The 14,678-nt window shown below is 64.2% G+C and carries 15 protein-coding genes; 5 read left to right on the plus strand and 10 right to left on the minus strand.

Features of this window, described 5'->3' with window-relative positions; all coding sequences use genetic code 11:
• Positions 1 to 6 precede the first annotated feature (6 nt).
• From fliR to flgB, 5 genes are all read right to left on the minus strand, one after another.
• On the minus strand, positions 7 to 777 hold the full coding sequence (gene fliR, locus ACFQX9_RS16020) for a flagellar biosynthetic protein FliR (RefSeq protein WP_007612283.1): 771 nt from the start codon (positions 775 to 777) through the stop codon (positions 7 to 9).
• A gap of 17 nt (positions 778 to 794) precedes the next feature.
• Positions 795 to 1,058 carry a flagellar biosynthesis protein FliQ gene (gene fliQ / locus ACFQX9_RS16025; protein ID WP_007612284.1) on the minus strand — a complete coding sequence of 88 codons (264 nt, stop codon included), beginning with the start codon at positions 1,056 to 1,058 and terminating at the stop codon, positions 795 to 797.
• A gap of 64 nt (positions 1,059 to 1,122) precedes the next feature.
• Positions 1,123 to 1,431 carry a flagellar hook-basal body complex protein FliE gene (fliE, locus tag ACFQX9_RS16030; RefSeq protein WP_007612285.1) on the minus strand — a complete coding sequence of 103 codons (309 nt, stop codon included), beginning with the start codon at positions 1,429 to 1,431 and terminating at the stop codon, positions 1,123 to 1,125.
• Between the two features lie 16 nt (positions 1,432 to 1,447).
• Entirely contained in the window at positions 1,448 to 1,873 is a 426-nt protein-coding gene (gene flgC, locus ACFQX9_RS16035) for a flagellar basal body rod protein FlgC (protein WP_007602149.1), read from the minus strand.
• Between the two features lie 18 nt (positions 1,874 to 1,891).
• Positions 1,892 to 2,296 (minus strand): flagellar basal body rod protein FlgB, encoded by a 405-nt coding sequence (flgB, locus tag ACFQX9_RS16040; protein WP_204511683.1) that lies wholly within the window; start codon positions 2,294 to 2,296, stop codon positions 1,892 to 1,894.
• A 348-nt stretch (positions 2,297 to 2,644) separates the two neighbouring features.
• On the opposite strand from flgB, the gene ACFQX9_RS16045 reads away from it, so the two are divergent.
• The 3 genes from ACFQX9_RS16045 to ACFQX9_RS16055 all read left to right on the plus strand — a co-directional run bounded on the left by ACFQX9_RS16045 (position 2,645) and on the right by ACFQX9_RS16055 (position 5,786).
• Entirely contained in the window at positions 2,645 to 3,616 is a 972-nt protein-coding gene (locus ACFQX9_RS16045; RefSeq protein WP_377789387.1) for a flagellar biosynthetic protein FliO, read from the plus strand.
• On the plus strand, positions 3,613 to 4,374 hold the full coding sequence (gene fliP / locus ACFQX9_RS16050) for a flagellar type III secretion system pore protein FliP (protein WP_035994574.1): 762 nt from the start codon (positions 3,613 to 3,615) through the stop codon (positions 4,372 to 4,374). Before ACFQX9_RS16045 ends, fliP begins: the two co-directional genes overlap by 4 nt.
• 197 nt (positions 4,375 to 4,571) lie before the next feature.
• A complete protein-coding gene (locus ACFQX9_RS16055; protein ID WP_377789390.1) occupies positions 4,572 to 5,786 on the plus strand; it encodes a multidrug effflux MFS transporter in 1,215 nt (404 codons plus the stop codon).
• A gap of 157 nt (positions 5,787 to 5,943) precedes the next feature.
• On the opposite strand, the gene ACFQX9_RS16060 is transcribed toward ACFQX9_RS16055, so the two are convergent.
• The 5 genes from ACFQX9_RS16060 to fliL all read right to left on the minus strand — a co-directional run bounded on the left by ACFQX9_RS16060 (position 5,944) and on the right by fliL (position 12,726).
• On the minus strand, positions 5,944 to 9,690 hold the full coding sequence (locus ACFQX9_RS16060; protein ID WP_377789391.1) for a tetratricopeptide repeat protein: 3,747 nt from the start codon (positions 9,688 to 9,690) through the stop codon (positions 5,944 to 5,946).
• 102 nt (positions 9,691 to 9,792) lie between these two features.
• On the minus strand, positions 9,793 to 10,551 hold the full coding sequence (locus tag ACFQX9_RS16065; protein ID WP_018456418.1) for a MotE family protein: 759 nt from the start codon (positions 10,549 to 10,551) through the stop codon (positions 9,793 to 9,795).
• A gap of 9 nt (positions 10,552 to 10,560) precedes the next feature.
• The gene (locus ACFQX9_RS16070) at positions 10,561 to 11,007 is read right to left on the minus strand and encodes a DUF6468 domain-containing protein (protein ID WP_007612299.1); all 447 of its coding nucleotides are present in this window, start codon (positions 11,005 to 11,007) and stop codon (positions 10,561 to 10,563) included.
• Positions 11,004 to 12,206 carry a flagellar motor switch protein FliM gene (fliM, locus tag ACFQX9_RS16075; protein ID WP_377789394.1) on the minus strand — a complete coding sequence of 401 codons (1,203 nt, stop codon included), beginning with the start codon at positions 12,204 to 12,206 and terminating at the stop codon, positions 11,004 to 11,006. Before fliM ends, ACFQX9_RS16070 begins: the two co-directional genes overlap by 4 nt.
• A gap of 19 nt (positions 12,207 to 12,225) precedes the next feature.
• Complete coding sequence (gene fliL / locus ACFQX9_RS16080; protein WP_018456421.1) at positions 12,226 to 12,726, minus strand: flagellar basal body-associated protein FliL; 501 nt, start codon at positions 12,724 to 12,726, stop codon at positions 12,226 to 12,228.
• A 379-nt stretch (positions 12,727 to 13,105) separates the two neighbouring features.
• Here fliL and flgF point away from each other — a divergent pair, with 379 nt between their 5' ends.
• Both flgF and flgG read left to right on the plus strand, forming a co-directional pair.
• Positions 13,106 to 13,867, plus strand: a complete 762-nt coding sequence (flgF, locus tag ACFQX9_RS16085; protein ID WP_377789397.1) for a flagellar basal-body rod protein FlgF — start codon at positions 13,106 to 13,108, stop codon at positions 13,865 to 13,867.
• 16 nt (positions 13,868 to 13,883) lie between these two features.
• Positions 13,884 to 14,672: a flagellar basal-body rod protein FlgG gene (gene flgG / locus ACFQX9_RS16090; RefSeq protein ID WP_007602131.1), complete on the plus strand. Its 789-nt coding sequence runs from the start codon at positions 13,884 to 13,886 to the stop codon at positions 14,670 to 14,672.
• Positions 14,673 to 14,678: the final 6 nt, after the last annotated feature.

Here is a 14,678-nt window from a genome sequence, read left to right on the forward strand (position 1 = left end):
ACCCGGTCACTTGAGAGGCATCATCTGGTGCATGACACCGATGAAGTAGTCGAGAAAGGTGCCCATCATCGCCGTGAGCACGACGGCAAGCACCAGGAAGCCGGCGAAGATCGACAGCGGCACGCCGACGAAATAGACCTGCATCTGCGGCATCAGCCGCGCCAGCACGCCGAGCCCGATGTTGAAGACGAGGCCGAACACCAGGAACGGTCCGGAAAGTTGCAAGCCCAGGCGGAACGCGGCGGCAAAGGCGCGCGTCGCCAGTGCGGCGACATCGCCGCTCGACACGGTCTCGCCCGGCGCGAAGATCGTGTAGCTGTCGTTCAGCGCCGCGATCACCAGATGATGGCTGTCGGTGGCGAACAGCAATGTCACCCCCAGTATCGTCAGGAAGTTGCCGACCAGCACGCCCTGCTGTCCCTGAGTCGGATCGACCGAAGTGACGAAGCCGAGCCCCATCTGCTGCGCGATCACGGCACCGGCAACCTGCAGCGCCGACAACGTCACCCGCGCGGTCGCTCCCAGCACGATGCCGATCACGATCTCATGCAGCATCAGGACCAGCAGCGGCGCGATCGAGCCCATGTCGACCTGATAGGCATTGCGATGCAGCGGCAGGATGATCAGCGTGAGCAGCAGCGCGATCGACAATTTGATCCGTGTCGGGATATTGGTCTCGCCCAGGCCCGGCAACAGCATCACCATCGCGCCGACCCGGGCAAAGGCGAGCATGAAGGAGGCGGCAAGCGCCGGCAGCAGCGAGACGTCGATGCGCATGATAGGCGCATAGTGCCTCAACCGCCGATGATTCGCGACGATATCCGCAGCATGTGGGAATGCAGTGCGTCTGCCATGAATGGCAAGGCCAACAGCATTGTGGCAAAGATGGCCAGGATTTTCGGCACGTAGATCAGCGTCTGCTCCTGGATCTGCGTCAGCGCTTGGAACAGCGACACGACGACGCCGACCACGAGGCCGACCACCATCAGGGGCGACGACACGATCACGATCGTCCAGATCGCATCACGCGCGACGTCGAGGGTTTCCGGTCCGGTCATTTCGCAGTTCCTTTATTCAACTCTCATCCCCACCGCTTGATGAGGACCACACGAACCAGAAAAATCAGATCGGCATTTTCATGATGTCTTCATAGGCCGCGATCACGCGGTCGCGGACCGAGACCAGCGTGGACACGGCGACGTCGGTGTCTGCGACCGCCGTCACCACGTCCATCACGTTGGCCTTGCCGGCGGCCATCGCCACCGTCTGCGCATCGGATTTGCGGCCGGACTCCAGGACGCTGCCGACAGTGTCTTTCAGAAGAGAGGCGAAGGACTGCCCGCTCGGCTCGCTGCCCTTGCCGGCACCGCTGTTCTCCAGCACGCGGGCGAGGTTTGCATAGGCATTGGCGGCAATTGTCGGTGTTGCCATGATTCAAATGTCCTGTTCAGCTCTTGAGGATGTCGAGGGTGCGCTGGATCATCCGGCGCGTCGCGCTGATGATGTTGAGGTTGGCCTCGTACGACCGCTGCGCGTCGCGCATGTCGGTCATCTCGACCACCGAGTTCACGTTGGGATATTTGACGTTACCGGTCGCATCCGCCGCCGGATTGTTCGGCTCGTATTTGGTGCGGAAATTGGACTGGTCGGGCTTGATCCTGCCGAGGGTGACGACCTGCGCGTCGAGTGTACGGTCGAGCGCGGAGGAGAAGGTCGGCACCTTGCGCCGGTAAGGATCGCCGCCGGCGGTCTGCGAGGTCGAATCCGCATTTGCGATATTCTCCGAGATCACCCGCATGCGCCCGGCCTGCGCCCGCAGACCGGAGGTCGCGATCGCCATCGAACGGGCAAAGTCGCTGCTGTCATTCGCCATGATGCGCTTCCTCTAGCTCTAGCCTTTGCCGATCGCGGTCTTGAGCAGATGCAGGCTCTTCGAATAGAGCGAGGTCGCCGCCGCATAATCCATCTGGTTGCTGGCGGCCTTCATCATCTCCTCTTCGAGATTGACCGCGTTGCCCGCGGGGCGGGTCTCAAAACCCGCATTCTTGTTCTGGTCGAATCCGGAGGCCGCGCCTGACGGCGCCATGTGGGAACCGCTGGTGCGGGTGAGCGCCAAGGGACCCATCGAACCCGTCACGGCGCCGCTCTTGTCCAGCTTCGGCTCGACCAGGTCGCGCGGTCGGAATTTGGGCGTGTCGGAATTGGAGACGTTCTCGGACAGGACGCGCTGGCGCTCCTGGTGCCATTGCATCTTGGTGCGAAGCGCCGATAGCACCGGAAGATCGTTGATGGACATCGTTGCGGCTCCTTCCGCCTCTCGGACCAGGTCCGAAGCTAGGCAGAATTTGCCGCCTGTATGGTTAACAGCCGGTTAAGGAGGTCGCAGGCAGTTGTCCCCCGGCGGGACACCACTGCGCGTGCCCCGTGATTCTACGCCTCCAAAAGCGGCATTAACCCAACCGCTTGGCGGGGCATGCACAGGCCAAGAAGTCGTTTTGGATCGAGCGATTCATGGGTTATTAAGAGTTGGGGACGGCAAAACTTGCCGTGGGACGTTAAGAAATCGCAGTTTGGGCAACGTAAGCCGGTGGTTGGCGCATCTGACCACTGGCCCGAGACAAGCCGCCATTTGTCGGGGACAAGTATGCAAGGCAGCCCTATCACCTTCATCGTCGCGTTCATCGTCGTTCTGGCGTTGATCGGCGTCGCTGCATGGCTGGTTCGCCGATTCGCCACCAGCCGGCTTGGCGCAAACACCCAGCGCGGCCGGATGCCCCGGCTCGCCGTGATCGATGCCGCCGCGGTCGACGGCCGCCGCCGTCTGGTGCTGGTCCGGCGTGACAATGTCGAGCATCTTCTGATGATCGGCGGCCCCACCGACATCGTCGTCGAACCCAACATCGTGCGCGCAGCACCCGGCCGCGACCAGCTCCCGCAGCGTTCCAATGCCGCCGAGCCGCCGCGTCTTGCGCCGATGCATGATACCAGCAGCTGGGCCGACGAAGCACCGCGGCCCGAGCTGCTCGATCATCCCGAGCCGCAAATGCCCGAGCCGCCACCGCGGCCCGCGCGCCCCTCCTTCGCCGACGAAGTGCGCCGGCCCGCTCCCGGGCTGGCCGAGCGCCGCAACGAGCCGCCACTGGCCGGCTTCACCTCCGAGCCGATCGCGCCGCGCCCCGAGCGCGAGCTGCGTCCCGATCCTATTCCGCCGCGCGTTGCGCGCAACGAACCCCCACTGATGCCGCGTCCGCCGCGCCACAGCGAGCCCGCGAAGGCGCCTCAAGTGCGCGCCGAGCGCGTAACCGCGCCACCTCCGCCTGTGCCGCAGGGTCCGCCCGTTCCGCCCCCGGCGCCCGCTCCTGGGGCACCATCGAGCGCCGAGCAGAATCTCGCCGAGATGGCGCAGCGGCTCGAAGCAGCGCTGCGCCGCCCCGCTGGCGAGACGCTTGCCCCTCCGGTCGCCCCGGAGCCCCCGGCCGCTCCTCCGCGTGTGGCCCGCAGCGAGCCGCCGGCACCACCGGCCCCTGCCGCAAAGCCGGCTCCGGAAAAGACCAGCTTTGAAAATCTCGAAGACGAGATGGCCTCGTTGCTCGGCCGTCCGAAGCCGTCTTCGTGAGGCTGCCGGCCCTCCCGCGTAGAGTTTTTCTTCTTTCTGTCCTGATCGGCGCGGCTTCGCTCGCGATGCCGGCGCATGCGCAGGACATCAGCATCAATCTCGGCGGCGGCGGCGCTGGCGGTGGCGGCGTCACCGAGCGCGCGATCCAGCTGATCGCGCTGCTGACGGTGCTGTCGATCGCACCGTCGATCCTGATCATGATGACGTCGTTCACGCGCATCGTGGTCGTGCTGTCGCTGCTGCGCACCGCGATGGGCACAGCGACCGCCCCGCCGAACTCGGTGATCATCGCCCTGGCGATGTTCCTCACCTTCTTCGTGATGGGACCCGTCCTGCAAAAATCCTACGACGAAGGCATCCGTCCGCTCGTCGCAAATCAGCTCGGCGTCGAGGACGCGCTTCAGCGCGCCTCCGTCCCCCTGCGCGGCTTCATGCAGAAGAACGTGCGCGAGAAGGACCTCAAGCTGTTCCTGGACCTCTCCGGCGAGCCGCCGCCGGCAACCCCCGACGAGCTCGGCTTACGCATCCTCGTCCCCGCCTTCATGATCTCGGAGCTGAAGCGTGCCTTCGAGATCGGCTTTCTGCTGTTCCTCCCCTTCCTGATCATCGACCTCGTCGTCGCGTCCGTGCTGATGTCGATGGGCATGATGATGCTGCCGCCGGCAACGATCTCGCTGCCGTTCAAGTTGATCTTCTTCGTGCTGGTCGACGGCTGGTCGCTGGTGGCAGGCAGTCTGGTGCAGAGTTACGGGGGGTAGCGGTCCTGGGCAGCGGTCAGCGACCCTATCCTCTCTAGCCCGATGCTTGTAGGCGTGCACTTGAGCTTACCAGCGCAAGGCGGAAGCCTGCCATCGTCAGCGCGTTCGGCGGCTCGTGACATATCGGAATATGCTCAGGTTGCGCATTCAATGGGTCATTGATATGATGGTCATCATCCCTAGATCCGAAGCGGCTTATGACCAGCAACGTCGAAAACCATCTGCTCGCTCGGGTCGTGCCGCTTGGTCTTCAGGTCGCCGTTCTTGCTGCGTTGTCTGCGAGTGGCACGTTGGCCACCAACATTCTGTTGCCTTCGCTACCGAGTATCGCCGTCGCGGTAGGCGTCACCAGCGCTCAGGTAACGTCAACTATCACCATATTCCTCGCCATGTTCGCGGTCGGACAACTCGTTGTCGGTCCGTTGTCGGATCGTTTCGGCCGGCGCATACCCGTGATGATCGGGTTTGCTGTATTTTTCGCAGGTAGCATATGGTGCGCGTTAGCCAATGATTTGGCGGCACTATTGATTGGTCGCGTTGTGCAGGCCGGTGGCGCATGTGCCACGTCTGTCCTTTCGCGAGCTATCGCAAGAGATCTTTTTCAGGGCGAAAAGCTAGCGCGCGTGCTCACCTTTGTTATGGTTGCGATGGCAGCGGCGCCCGGATTCTCGCCCCTGGTCGGTGGCGCGCTGGATCATTTTTTTGGCTGGCGTTCAGCCTTTGTGTTCGTCGGAATCTTCGCCGTCGTCGCCGCTTTAGCATTTCTTGCGGCTTTCGGAGAAACGCACCACGCGCCACGCGCCGAGTTCGATTTCTCGACGATCTCCAAGAATTACTGGTCGCTATCGACTGACCGCCGTTTCCTGGTTCCTGCCGCAACTGTTAGCCTCATCTTAGGTGCGCTGTTTGCAATGTTTTCGGCGTTGCCGCGTGTCTTGATAGAAGGCCTCGACTTCACACCCATGCAACTCGGCCTGTTCTTCGCAGGCACTGTCATGATCGTCTTTAGTGCTGGCATTATCGCCACCAGAATTGTTCCGCACCTTGGTCTCGACCGATCGATTTGCATCGGTCTCGCGCTGGCCTGTGTCGGCGGCGGCATGGTGTTGCTATTCGCGCTTTTCGACGGGCGCTTTTTGCCATTTCTTGTCGGCGCATGTGTATTCCTGCTGGGCATGGGCATGGTCAATCCGCTCTGCAGCGCGCAAGCTCTTTCGCCATTCGGCGATCGCGCCGGTGCTGCCTCGGCCCTGTTGGGTTTCTGGCAGATGTTGGCCGCGGCGCTGGGCGTATCGCTTGCGGCGGTGATTGCAAGGAACCCCATGATCGGGCTTGGTCTTGTGCTGGTGCTTGCGTCGACCTTGGGCTCGGCAATTTATCAGGTCCGGGCAAAGCTCAATCAGGCCCGTTAACGTCGCTTGCTGGCCTTAGCTGCTTCGCTGTTTCTCCGCGCGGGCTGATCAGGTTGATGAGTACGCGCCCCCTGGGCGATCGTCTTCGGCCCCTGCCCGTCGCTTCGAGGAGCTTGCTCACGGACACCTCTCGCGAGGCCCAGAAGGAGCAGCGATCCTACCGGTTCATCTTGATCTGGCGCACCACAGGGATCGTGGGCAGCGAGCCGGTGTGGTCGGACTCGTCCTTGGCCTGCGGCGAGGCCGGCGCGCGGGCGGTGGCATCGGGGAAGCGCTGCTTCATCTCGCGCAGGAAGCCATCGAGCGTGTCGACGCTGGCAGCCAGCTTGGCGATATCGGCAAATTCGGCGCTGGAGGCGCCGGTCGGTTTGCTCGCGATGTCGAAGGCGAGCCGATCGGCGCTCTCGCTCATCAGCGGCGCATATTTCTCGCGGAAGCGCGACATGCCGATCGAGTCGTCGGCGAGCGCATAACCGACGGCGGCGCGGATGATGTCGCTTTTCTCCACCGCGTTGAGCGGCTTGAAGTCGCGGAAGCGCTCGCCGTAATAAAGCTCGATCTGCTCGGCGGATTCACGCCAGCGCCGCGCCGCCCAGAAGATGTCGGAGCGTAAGCGCAGCACTTCGCGCCCTGTAACGTTGGAGACGATGTCGAGCGCGAGATCGTGGCGGCCGACGTCGCTCTGCGCACGCGCCTCCAGCAGCAGGCGTTGCTGCCTGAGCTCGCCCGAGAGGTCGCTGATACGGCTCGCGCGCAACGCCGTGATCGCCATGTCGGGTCTGCGATTGGCGAGATAGATCATGGACAGGCGCGCGGCGACCTGTGCACGCGCCGCGCCTTCGAGGCGATGGTCGACCTGGTATTGCAGGAGCTCGGCGGCCTGGTCGAGCAGATCGATCGAGGCGAGGCGGTCGGCGAGGCGTCGGATCAGTTCGTCGCCGCGGCGGCCGATCGGCGTCAGCTCACGGAACTCGTAGAACATCCCGAGCGATTCGATCGGCGGCAGCTCGTCGCCCTTGGGTCCCAGGAAGAGCTGCGTGAACAGGTCGGAGGCGAGGTCCTGCGCCTGGCGCGAGGCTTCCGCGTTCGGCTGCAACTTTGTCGCGGTACGCGCCGCGGTGAGCGCGTCCCGGTAGCGCCCATTCTCGGCAAACATCTGCGACAGCATCTGCAGCGTCTTGACTTCGATCGAGTCGCCGCGCCAGGTCATCGAGAGCGTTTCGAGCTCGCGCAACGCGTCTTCCTTGCTGATCTCGTCGCGCTTCTGCCGCAGCGCGACCTCGAGCTGCTTGGCCTCGGCCGCGGCCGGCCGGTCGGACGAGCCGACCGCGAACTTGTAGTCGTCGAGCGCGTCCCTGTCGTGGCCGAGCGCCTCGGCAAGCCGGCCGCGCAGCACGGCAAAGCCGGGCGCGGCCTCGGGCGAGACGCCGACCACCTCGAGCTCGCTGCGGCGCTTGGAGGCGCCCGCATAGTCCTTCACCTCGAGCGAAGCGCGCATCGCCTCCATCGTCACGATGCGCTGGATGTCGAGCGGCAGCGAGGCGATGGCGAATTCGACGTTCTTGAACTTCTCGCGCGCGTCCGCCCATTTGCCTTGGCGCGCATAGGCGAGCGCTTTCCAGAGCTGGGAATCGTGGCTGTTGCCGATCACGGGGTTAGCGAGGTCCTTTAGGCCCTGCGCCGGCCGGCCGATCAGGATGCTCGCGATCGCATGCATGATCAGCGCACCGCTCTCCTCCTTGTTGAGAGGATCGGCGAGCATCAATTCGGTGACGGCCTTCGCCTCGTGATACATCGCGCGCGACATGTAGAATTGCGCGAGGTCGAGCCGCGGCAGCGAACGCATCGCCGGCTCGACGTTGGAGATCGCCGTGATCAGCTCGTTCTGGCGCGCTATGAAATTTTCTGACTGGCCCTTGCGCCAACCTTCGGGGCTGAAGACCGGCCGCACTGCAGTCGGCGCGCGCTCGGCCGAGATGTCGACCGGCGACAGCGTCAGCCCGCCCTTTTTGCCGAGGATGACCTTGTCGGCCCCGACCTCGACGCCGACCTCGTCGGAATTCGGCCGGATCGCGATGCCATGCGCGGATTCCAGCAGCGCGAGATCGACGAGGTCCTGCCGCTTGATGAAGCCGCGCACCGGCCGCTGCGCGGTGATGACATAGAGCGTGTCGCCGGCATCGGGATCGGTGAGCTTGTGCAGCAGCCCCGGATTGGCGAAGGGGATCGCGATGTTGGCGAGCGCCGGGTCGGTGATGTTGCGCGAGATCATCAGCGGCAGCGGCGTCGCCTGGATCTTGTCGGCGAGGGTCAAGAGCCAGTTGGTCTGCTTGCCGACCTCGTCGCTCGACAGCGAATAGACCAGCGGCCGGGTGAGACGGATGCGCACCGCCTGTCCCTTCTCGAGCGGGACGCGGCCGACCTCGCCGATCATCGCGCCGCCCTTTGTGCGGATCGCCTCGACGTCGATCGGCTTTGCCGTATCGAATACCAGCCAGACGGTGTCGCCACGGCGGAACGCCGCCGCAGGCGTTGCGACCTGAAGCGGGAAAGTTACGCGCAGGCCGTCGCTGTCGCGGCGGACATCGACGCTGGCACCAGTCGGCTGCGGCGCAGCGGGCGCCTCTGCTGGCGCGGCCTTGACGGGCTCCTTGACCGGCTCTTTGGCAGCATCCTTCACCACCTCTTGAGGCGCTTCGGCCATGACCGGCTTGGCAGGCGCGACCGCAGCTTCTGCAACTGGCGCGACAGACTTCGAAACTTCCTTGGGCGCTTCCTTGGGCGCTTGCGCGGCGGGCGCGGCTTCGGATGCAGGAGCCGGCACCGATTTCGGCGCTTCAGCGGGCGGCATCGCGGTGGGCGCTTCCGGCTTCACCTCGGGCTTGGCATCGATCCTGGCTTCGCGCGCGATCGTCTCGGACGTCGGCGGCGCGATCTCGCGATGCGCGTCCTTCGGCTTCTCGGCCGCCGGCTTTTCAGGCGCAGGCGCCGGTCCATGAGCGGCGGGCTTGGCCTGCGCGATCGCAGCTTCCGCCGACGTGGCCATCTTGCCCTTGTCCGGCTGGAAGGAGATGTCGACGACGTAGTTCTTCTCGTCGCGGAACGAATGCACGTCGGAATCGCCGATCAGCGCGATCTCGACACTGGTCTGGTCGATGTCGGCCTTCTGCTTGATCGAGGCGACGTTCGGCGGCGCTGCGACGACCGCGTCCGCCAGATCGAAATTCAGGTTGGCGTTGAAGGCGAGCGTGAGCTTCTGTTCATTGAGCACGGAGGATACACCGACGCCGTCCGGCATCTCGAACACGAAGCGGACGAAGGTCGGCTGCACCGACGCGCGCACGCGGATCTGCGGCCGTTTCTTACTCTCCGCCGCGGCGCGCTGGGCGCGCAGCGCGCGTTCGGCGACGCGCGCGCGCTCGGCGAGTTCCTTGACCACGTCCATCGGCAAGCTCGGCGGCGGCCCCTTCCAACCCTCCGGCAAGAGGTCGATGAAGGTACGTTCGCCGGCATTCATGGTGTTCACGGTGACGCGCCGCGCCAGCGACAGGCGGATGGCGCCGCCATCGGGATCGCGGCGGGCGGAGTTGACGTAGTCGGGCGCGCCTTCCGGGACGCGATCGACGGGAACGTCGACCGCCCGGTCGAAACGGATGACGAGAATGGAGCCGGCCGTCGTAACCTCGGAGGGGACGTCCTCCCCGAGCTTGATCACGAGACGGGCAAAGCCGCCGCTGGCCGAGAAAGTCGCCTCGCCCCTGATCGCGTCGGCCGCCCGGACAGGCGCCGTGAAGCCGATCAGCAGGCTGGCTGCCAGCAGCGGCGCCGCGCGGACATGACGCGACAGCCTCCGCGCCAGGGCGCGGGCTCGCGACACAAATCCAGCGGCAGCGTCTCGCGCCATTGGCGGCATTACTTCCGGTTCGACGGTCCACGCCGGCATTGCTGCCGGCCCCTGCCCCAGACTGTAGATTTTGGCAATTAAGGACTTCTTAAGTATGAGCCCTCAATTCGGCTTTTGCGTCGGCTTGCCGTCGATCTTGGGCAGCTCGCCGGCCGAGGCGGACTGATCGCCGCCGCCATTGGCCCTGCGGGCCATCTCGACCGTCAGCCGCTCGGCGGCCTCCGGGGACATCAATCCCATGATGTCCGACATTTTTCGCGGCGCGATCTGCGAGGCGATCTCAATCAGCACGCCCATCTCGAGCCGGTCAAAGACCCGCGCGGCGTCCTTGGGCTTCATGCCCTCATACATGGTCACGAGGCCCTTCATGCGCTGGGCTTCGGCGGCCTTCTGCTCGGCCTGCGTCGCGGAGATACGGGTTTCTACCGCCTTCATCTCCTCGACCTTGTTTTCGATGCGCTTCTCGGCGGATTTCAACAGGCTCTCCCGGATGTCGATTTCGCGCTGGCGGGCCTCGATCTCCTGGCGACGCGACTGCAGGCGTTCGAGGATCGCGCGCTCCGAGGCGGAGATCTGCGGCTGGGCTTCCTCCTTGACCGCGGCGCCTTCGGACTTGGTGTCCGGTGCGGCCGGCTTCGGCGCCTCCTTCGGCGCGCCATGGGTCGAGCCCGTGATATCGGGATCCTCGCGGCTGGCCGGGAAGTTCAGATTCTCCTGCGCCCACGACTTCTTGGTCTGGCTCGGCTTGTAGTCGAAGACATAGCCGCCATTGATCACAAGACCCGTGACCTTCAGCGTGGCCAGGCCAGCGACGGCAACCAGCACGATCGGAATGACGCGGATGTTGCGAAAAGACTTCATACCCTGACTTTATGCGGCAAGACCGTTGGATCGTCGGCGTTCGGAGAAGGCTTCGGCCGCAGCCGCCACCGCCTTCGCCGACGAAGGCTTGGCTGCGGGCGCGGCGACCGTTTCCGGGTTCGTCACGGGGCGCGCGGCGATCGCGATCTTGGACAGGCGCCGCACCACGTTGTCGGCTTCGCCGAGCTGCTTGTAGAGCTGCTCGGACATCTGGGTCGCCGACGCAAGCTGGCTGCCGAGGTTCTCGTTGACGTCGCGCACGGCGAGCTTCAGCCCGCCGATCGCGCGCTCGGCGATCTCGGTTGCGGTGATCAGCTCGCCGATGACCGCCTTCAGCGAATGCTCGTCCGCCTTCAGCCGCGTCAGTCGCTTGTTGAGCGTGACGCAGTAGACGATGGTCAGCATCAGCAGGATAGCCACCAGCGTCTCGATCGCCATTCCCAGGGAGTGGTTCATGGGGCCTCCATCATCTTGTTCTGCTCGTCGACCTTTTCGAACATCGCAAGTGTCGTACTTGGCTTGCGCAAGGGTTTCGTCACCCGTATCGCGACGCGGTCGCCGACCCGGCCCATGCGTCCTTCGGTGATGGTGACGTCGCCGCAGCGAACGGTGACGCTGGCATCCGCGCGCATGTCCAGCGGCAGCGTGTCGCCGACCTTTAACCGCATCAGCTGCTTGAGCGGAATGTCGGCTTCGTAGAGCACGGCGTCGACGGAGATCTCGGCCTGGACGATCTCGGTGGCGAAATGGCCTTCCCAGATCTGGTCGCGGCCGAACTTTTCGCCCATGAACATCTGGAGCAGGACGCCCCGGATCGGCTCGATGGTCGCGTAAGGCAGCAAGAGCTCGATGTTGCCGCCGCGATCTTCCATGTCGATGCGCAGGCGCACCAGGATCGCGGCGTTGGCAGGACGGCTGATCGCGGCGAAACGTGGGTTGGTCTCGAGGCGGTCGATGGTGAAGGTCACCGGCGACAGCGGCCGGAACGCCTGTTCGGCATCGGCCATGACGACTTCGACCAATCGCTTGACCAACTCTGTCTCGATCGTGGTGTAGGGCCGTCCCTCGATGCGCAGCTGGCTCGAGCCGCGACGGCCGCCGAGCAGCACGTCGATCATCGAGTAGATCAGGCTGGAGTCGACCACGGCCATGCCGAAATTGTCCCACTCTTCGGCCTTGAAGACGGTGAGGACGGCGGGCAGCGGGATCGAGTTCATGTAGTCGCCGAAGCGCACCGAGGTGATGCGGTCGAGCGAGACTTCGACGTTGTCGGAGGTGAAATTGCGTAAGGACGTCGTCAGCAACCGCACCAGGCGGTCGAAGACGATTTCGAGCATCGGCAGACGCTCGTAGGAGACCATCGCCGAATCGATGATGGCGCGAATGCCGGAATGATCGTCGAGCGTGACGTCGCCGACCGCGAAGCCGAGGAGGTTATCGATCTCGTCCTGCGACAGCACGCGTTCGCCGGAATTCTTGCCGGCGCCGAGATCGCGGCTGCCATCCTCGACCATGGCCGCCCATTGCAGGGCCATGGTCTCGGATAGTTCGTTTTCCGCAGCAGCCTTCGCGGCCTCAGCGGGATCCTCGGAATCGAGCGAGGCCTCCCATTGGGCGGCAATTGCATCCTGGTCTGGTTGGTCGGTGCCTGCCATGATCCCTAGCCCGTCATGCTCACTGGATCACAACTTCCTTGAACAGCACCGCGCTGACCTGGACCGGAGCAACCGCGGCGTTGACGCGCTTGGTCAGCTCTTCCTTGAGGCGGAAGATGCCGGCGGAACCGTTGAGGTCGGAGGAGCGCAGCTCGCGCGCATAGGTCTGGAAGATGTCGGTGATGCGCGGCATCGTCGGCTTGATCGCCTCGACCTGCTTCTCTTCCTTCAGCTCCAGCACGATCTTGAGCTTCAGATATTGCACGCGCTCGCCCGGCGCGCCGGCGAGGTTGACCATGATGTCGGGAACCTCGACGAAAGACGGCGGCTTCGGCGGAGGCGCCGCCTCGGCGTGATGCTCGTCGTCGCCGTGACGGAAAAAGAAGAACCAGGTCGCGGCGCCGCCGCCGAGAACGGCGAGCAGGCCCACCACCATGATCATCAGCTTGAACTTGTTCTTGGGCGGAGCGGCTTCCGCGCCGTCGGCGGCTGCGCCGCCTTCCGCTTCATTCTCTGCCATGATCGCCGCGCTCGCTCATCTCTCAAAGGGGTCGAAAGAGCGAAGCTCCTGGCAGACAGTGACGCGATACAAATGCCCCAGCGCAGTGCTCCTCTTACGCGCAAACGCTACGGTAATAATGGTTAACGGAACCTTTCGATTGGGCCTTCGCTAGGAAAAATCTGCCGGGCAAACATGGCTAACAGACCCTTTCTGCCGCCTCTCCGCGCCCTCGAAAAACAATCAAGATCCTGAAATTACACAATTTTCCAGCTTGGCACGAGTTTCGCTGAGAAAGGACCGAGACCCAGGGTTTGGGAGAACCCGAGGTCTCGTTCACGGGATCGGCCAATGCGCTTGGGAGAGCGAGCTGGCAGATCTCACTCAGGGGAGATTTCCGATGCAGAACGCGCTTCTGATCGGCTTGTCACGACAGATGACGTTGGAACGGCAGATGGATGTCATCGCCAACAACGTCGCCAACGCCAACACCAACGGCTTCAAGGCCGATCATTCGCTGTTCGAGGAGTACCTCAACTCGAACGCGCGTGAGGACAATTTCGTCGGCTCCGACCGCCGGGTCTCCTATGTGCAGGACCGCGGCACCTTCCGCGACGTCGGCCAGGGGCCGATGGAGCCGACCAAGAATCCGCTCGACATGGCGATCAGCGGCAACGCCTATTTCGCGGTTCAGGCCAATGGCGCCGAGCGCTACACCCGCGACGGAAAATTCTCGCTCAACAGCACCGGCCAGCTCGTCACCTCCGACGGCGACCTCGTGCTGGGCACCAGCGGCCCGATCACCTTCCAGCCGACCGACCACGACATCAACGTCGCGCCGGACGGCACCGTCACGGTGCTCGAGGGCACGGCCAAAAACGATTCGATCCGCGGCAAGATCCGCATGGCCTCGTTCGACGATCCGGCCAAGCTGACCAAGCTTGGCGCCAACCTTTATGACATCGGCTCCGCGGTCCCGCAGGCCGACACCAAGTCGACCGTGCAGCAGGGCTATGTCGAGAAGTCGAATGTGAACTCGGTCGGTGAGATGAGCCGCATGGTCGAAGTCATGCGCAGCTACACCGCCATCGCCAACCTGCTCCAGCAGCAGAGTGACATGCACAAGTCGGCGATCGAGAAGCTCGCCGACGTTCCGGCCTGATTGAGGGAGAACTGACATGCAGGCGCTTCACACCGCAGCAACCGGAATGGCGGCACAGGAACTCAACGTTCAGGTGATCTCCAACAACATCGCCAACCTGCGCACCACCGGCTTCAAAAAGCAGACCGCGGCGTTCCAGGACCTGATCTACGAACACGTCCGCCGGGTCGGCGCCCAGTCGTCCGACCAGGGCACCATCCTGCCGGTCGGCGTCGACATCGGCGGCGGCGTCAAGACCGTCGGCACGCCGCGCAGCATGACCCAGGGCACGCTGTCGCAGACCGGCAACGACCTCGACATGGCCATCACGGGCGAAGGTTTCTTCAAGATCCTGATGCCCGACGGCAGCTACCAGTACACCCGCGACGGCACCTTCCAGATGGACAATCAGGGGCGCATCGTCACGGCGCAGGGCAACCCGGTGCAACCGACGATTACGATCCCGAACAACGCCTCGGGCCTCACCATCAACGTGCAGGGCCAGGTCTCGGTGACGCTGCCGGGTTCGTCGACCTCGGCCGTCCAGGGCCAGATCGGCCTGACCCGATTCATCAACAAGGCGGGCCTCCAGCCGGTCGGCAACAATCAGTTCACCGAGACGCCCTCCTCCGGCCCGCCGCAGGACGGTACCGCGAGCTCCGAGGGCTTCGGCAACATCACCCAGAGCAGCCTCGAGCAGGCCAATGTCGACGTCGTCTCGGAGATGAGCGACCTGATCGCCGCCCAGCGCGCCTACGAGATGAACGCCAAGGTGATCAGCGCCGCCGACCAGATGATGCAGTCGACCACGGCGTTGTTCCGCTGAGGTGAT

Origin of the sequence: Bradyrhizobium sp. GCM10028915 (genome assembly GCF_042666195.1) — a bacterium.
Taxonomy (GTDB): domain Bacteria; phylum Pseudomonadota; class Alphaproteobacteria; order Rhizobiales; family Xanthobacteraceae; genus Bradyrhizobium; species Bradyrhizobium canariense_D.

Bases quoted from the DNA above. Each gene is read 5' to 3' on its own strand.
- flgB (WP_204511683.1), bottom strand. From the start codon at position 2,296: ATGTCCATCAACGATCTTCCGGTGCTATCGGCGCTTCGCACCAAGATG.
- fliE (WP_007612285.1), bottom strand. From the start codon at position 1,431: ATGGCAACACCGACAATTGCCGCCAATGCCTATGCAAACCTCGCCCGC.
- ACFQX9_RS16055 (WP_377789390.1), top strand. From the start codon at position 4,572: ATGACCAGCAACGTCGAAAACCATCTGCTCGCTCGGGTCGTGCCGCTT.
- ACFQX9_RS16045 (WP_377789387.1), top strand. From the start codon at position 2,645: ATGCAAGGCAGCCCTATCACCTTCATCGTCGCGTTCATCGTCGTTCTG.
- flgF (WP_377789397.1), top strand. From the start codon at position 13,106: ATGCAGAACGCGCTTCTGATCGGCTTGTCACGACAGATGACGTTGGAA.
- flgG (WP_007602131.1), top strand. From the start codon at position 13,884: ATGCAGGCGCTTCACACCGCAGCAACCGGAATGGCGGCACAGGAACTC.
- fliL (WP_018456421.1), bottom strand. From the start codon at position 12,726: ATGGCAGAGAATGAAGCGGAAGGCGGCGCAGCCGCCGACGGCGCGGAA.
- ACFQX9_RS16060 (WP_377789391.1), bottom strand. From the start codon at position 9,690: ATGGCGCGAGACGCTGCCGCTGGATTTGTGTCGCGAGCCCGCGCCCTG.
- ACFQX9_RS16070 (WP_007612299.1), bottom strand. From the start codon at position 11,007: ATGAACCACTCCCTGGGAATGGCGATCGAGACGCTGGTGGCTATCCTG.
- fliM (WP_377789394.1), bottom strand. From the start codon at position 12,206: ATGGCAGGCACCGACCAACCAGACCAGGATGCAATTGCCGCCCAATGG.
- flgC (WP_007602149.1), bottom strand. From the start codon at position 1,873: ATGGCGAATGACAGCAGCGACTTTGCCCGTTCGATGGCGATCGCGACC.
- fliR (WP_007612283.1), bottom strand. From the start codon at position 777: ATGCGCATCGACGTCTCGCTGCTGCCGGCGCTTGCCGCCTCCTTCATG.
- ACFQX9_RS16065 (WP_018456418.1), bottom strand. From the start codon at position 10,551: ATGAAGTCTTTTCGCAACATCCGCGTCATTCCGATCGTGCTGGTTGCC.
- fliQ (WP_007612284.1), bottom strand. From the start codon at position 1,058: ATGACCGGACCGGAAACCCTCGACGTCGCGCGTGATGCGATCTGGACG.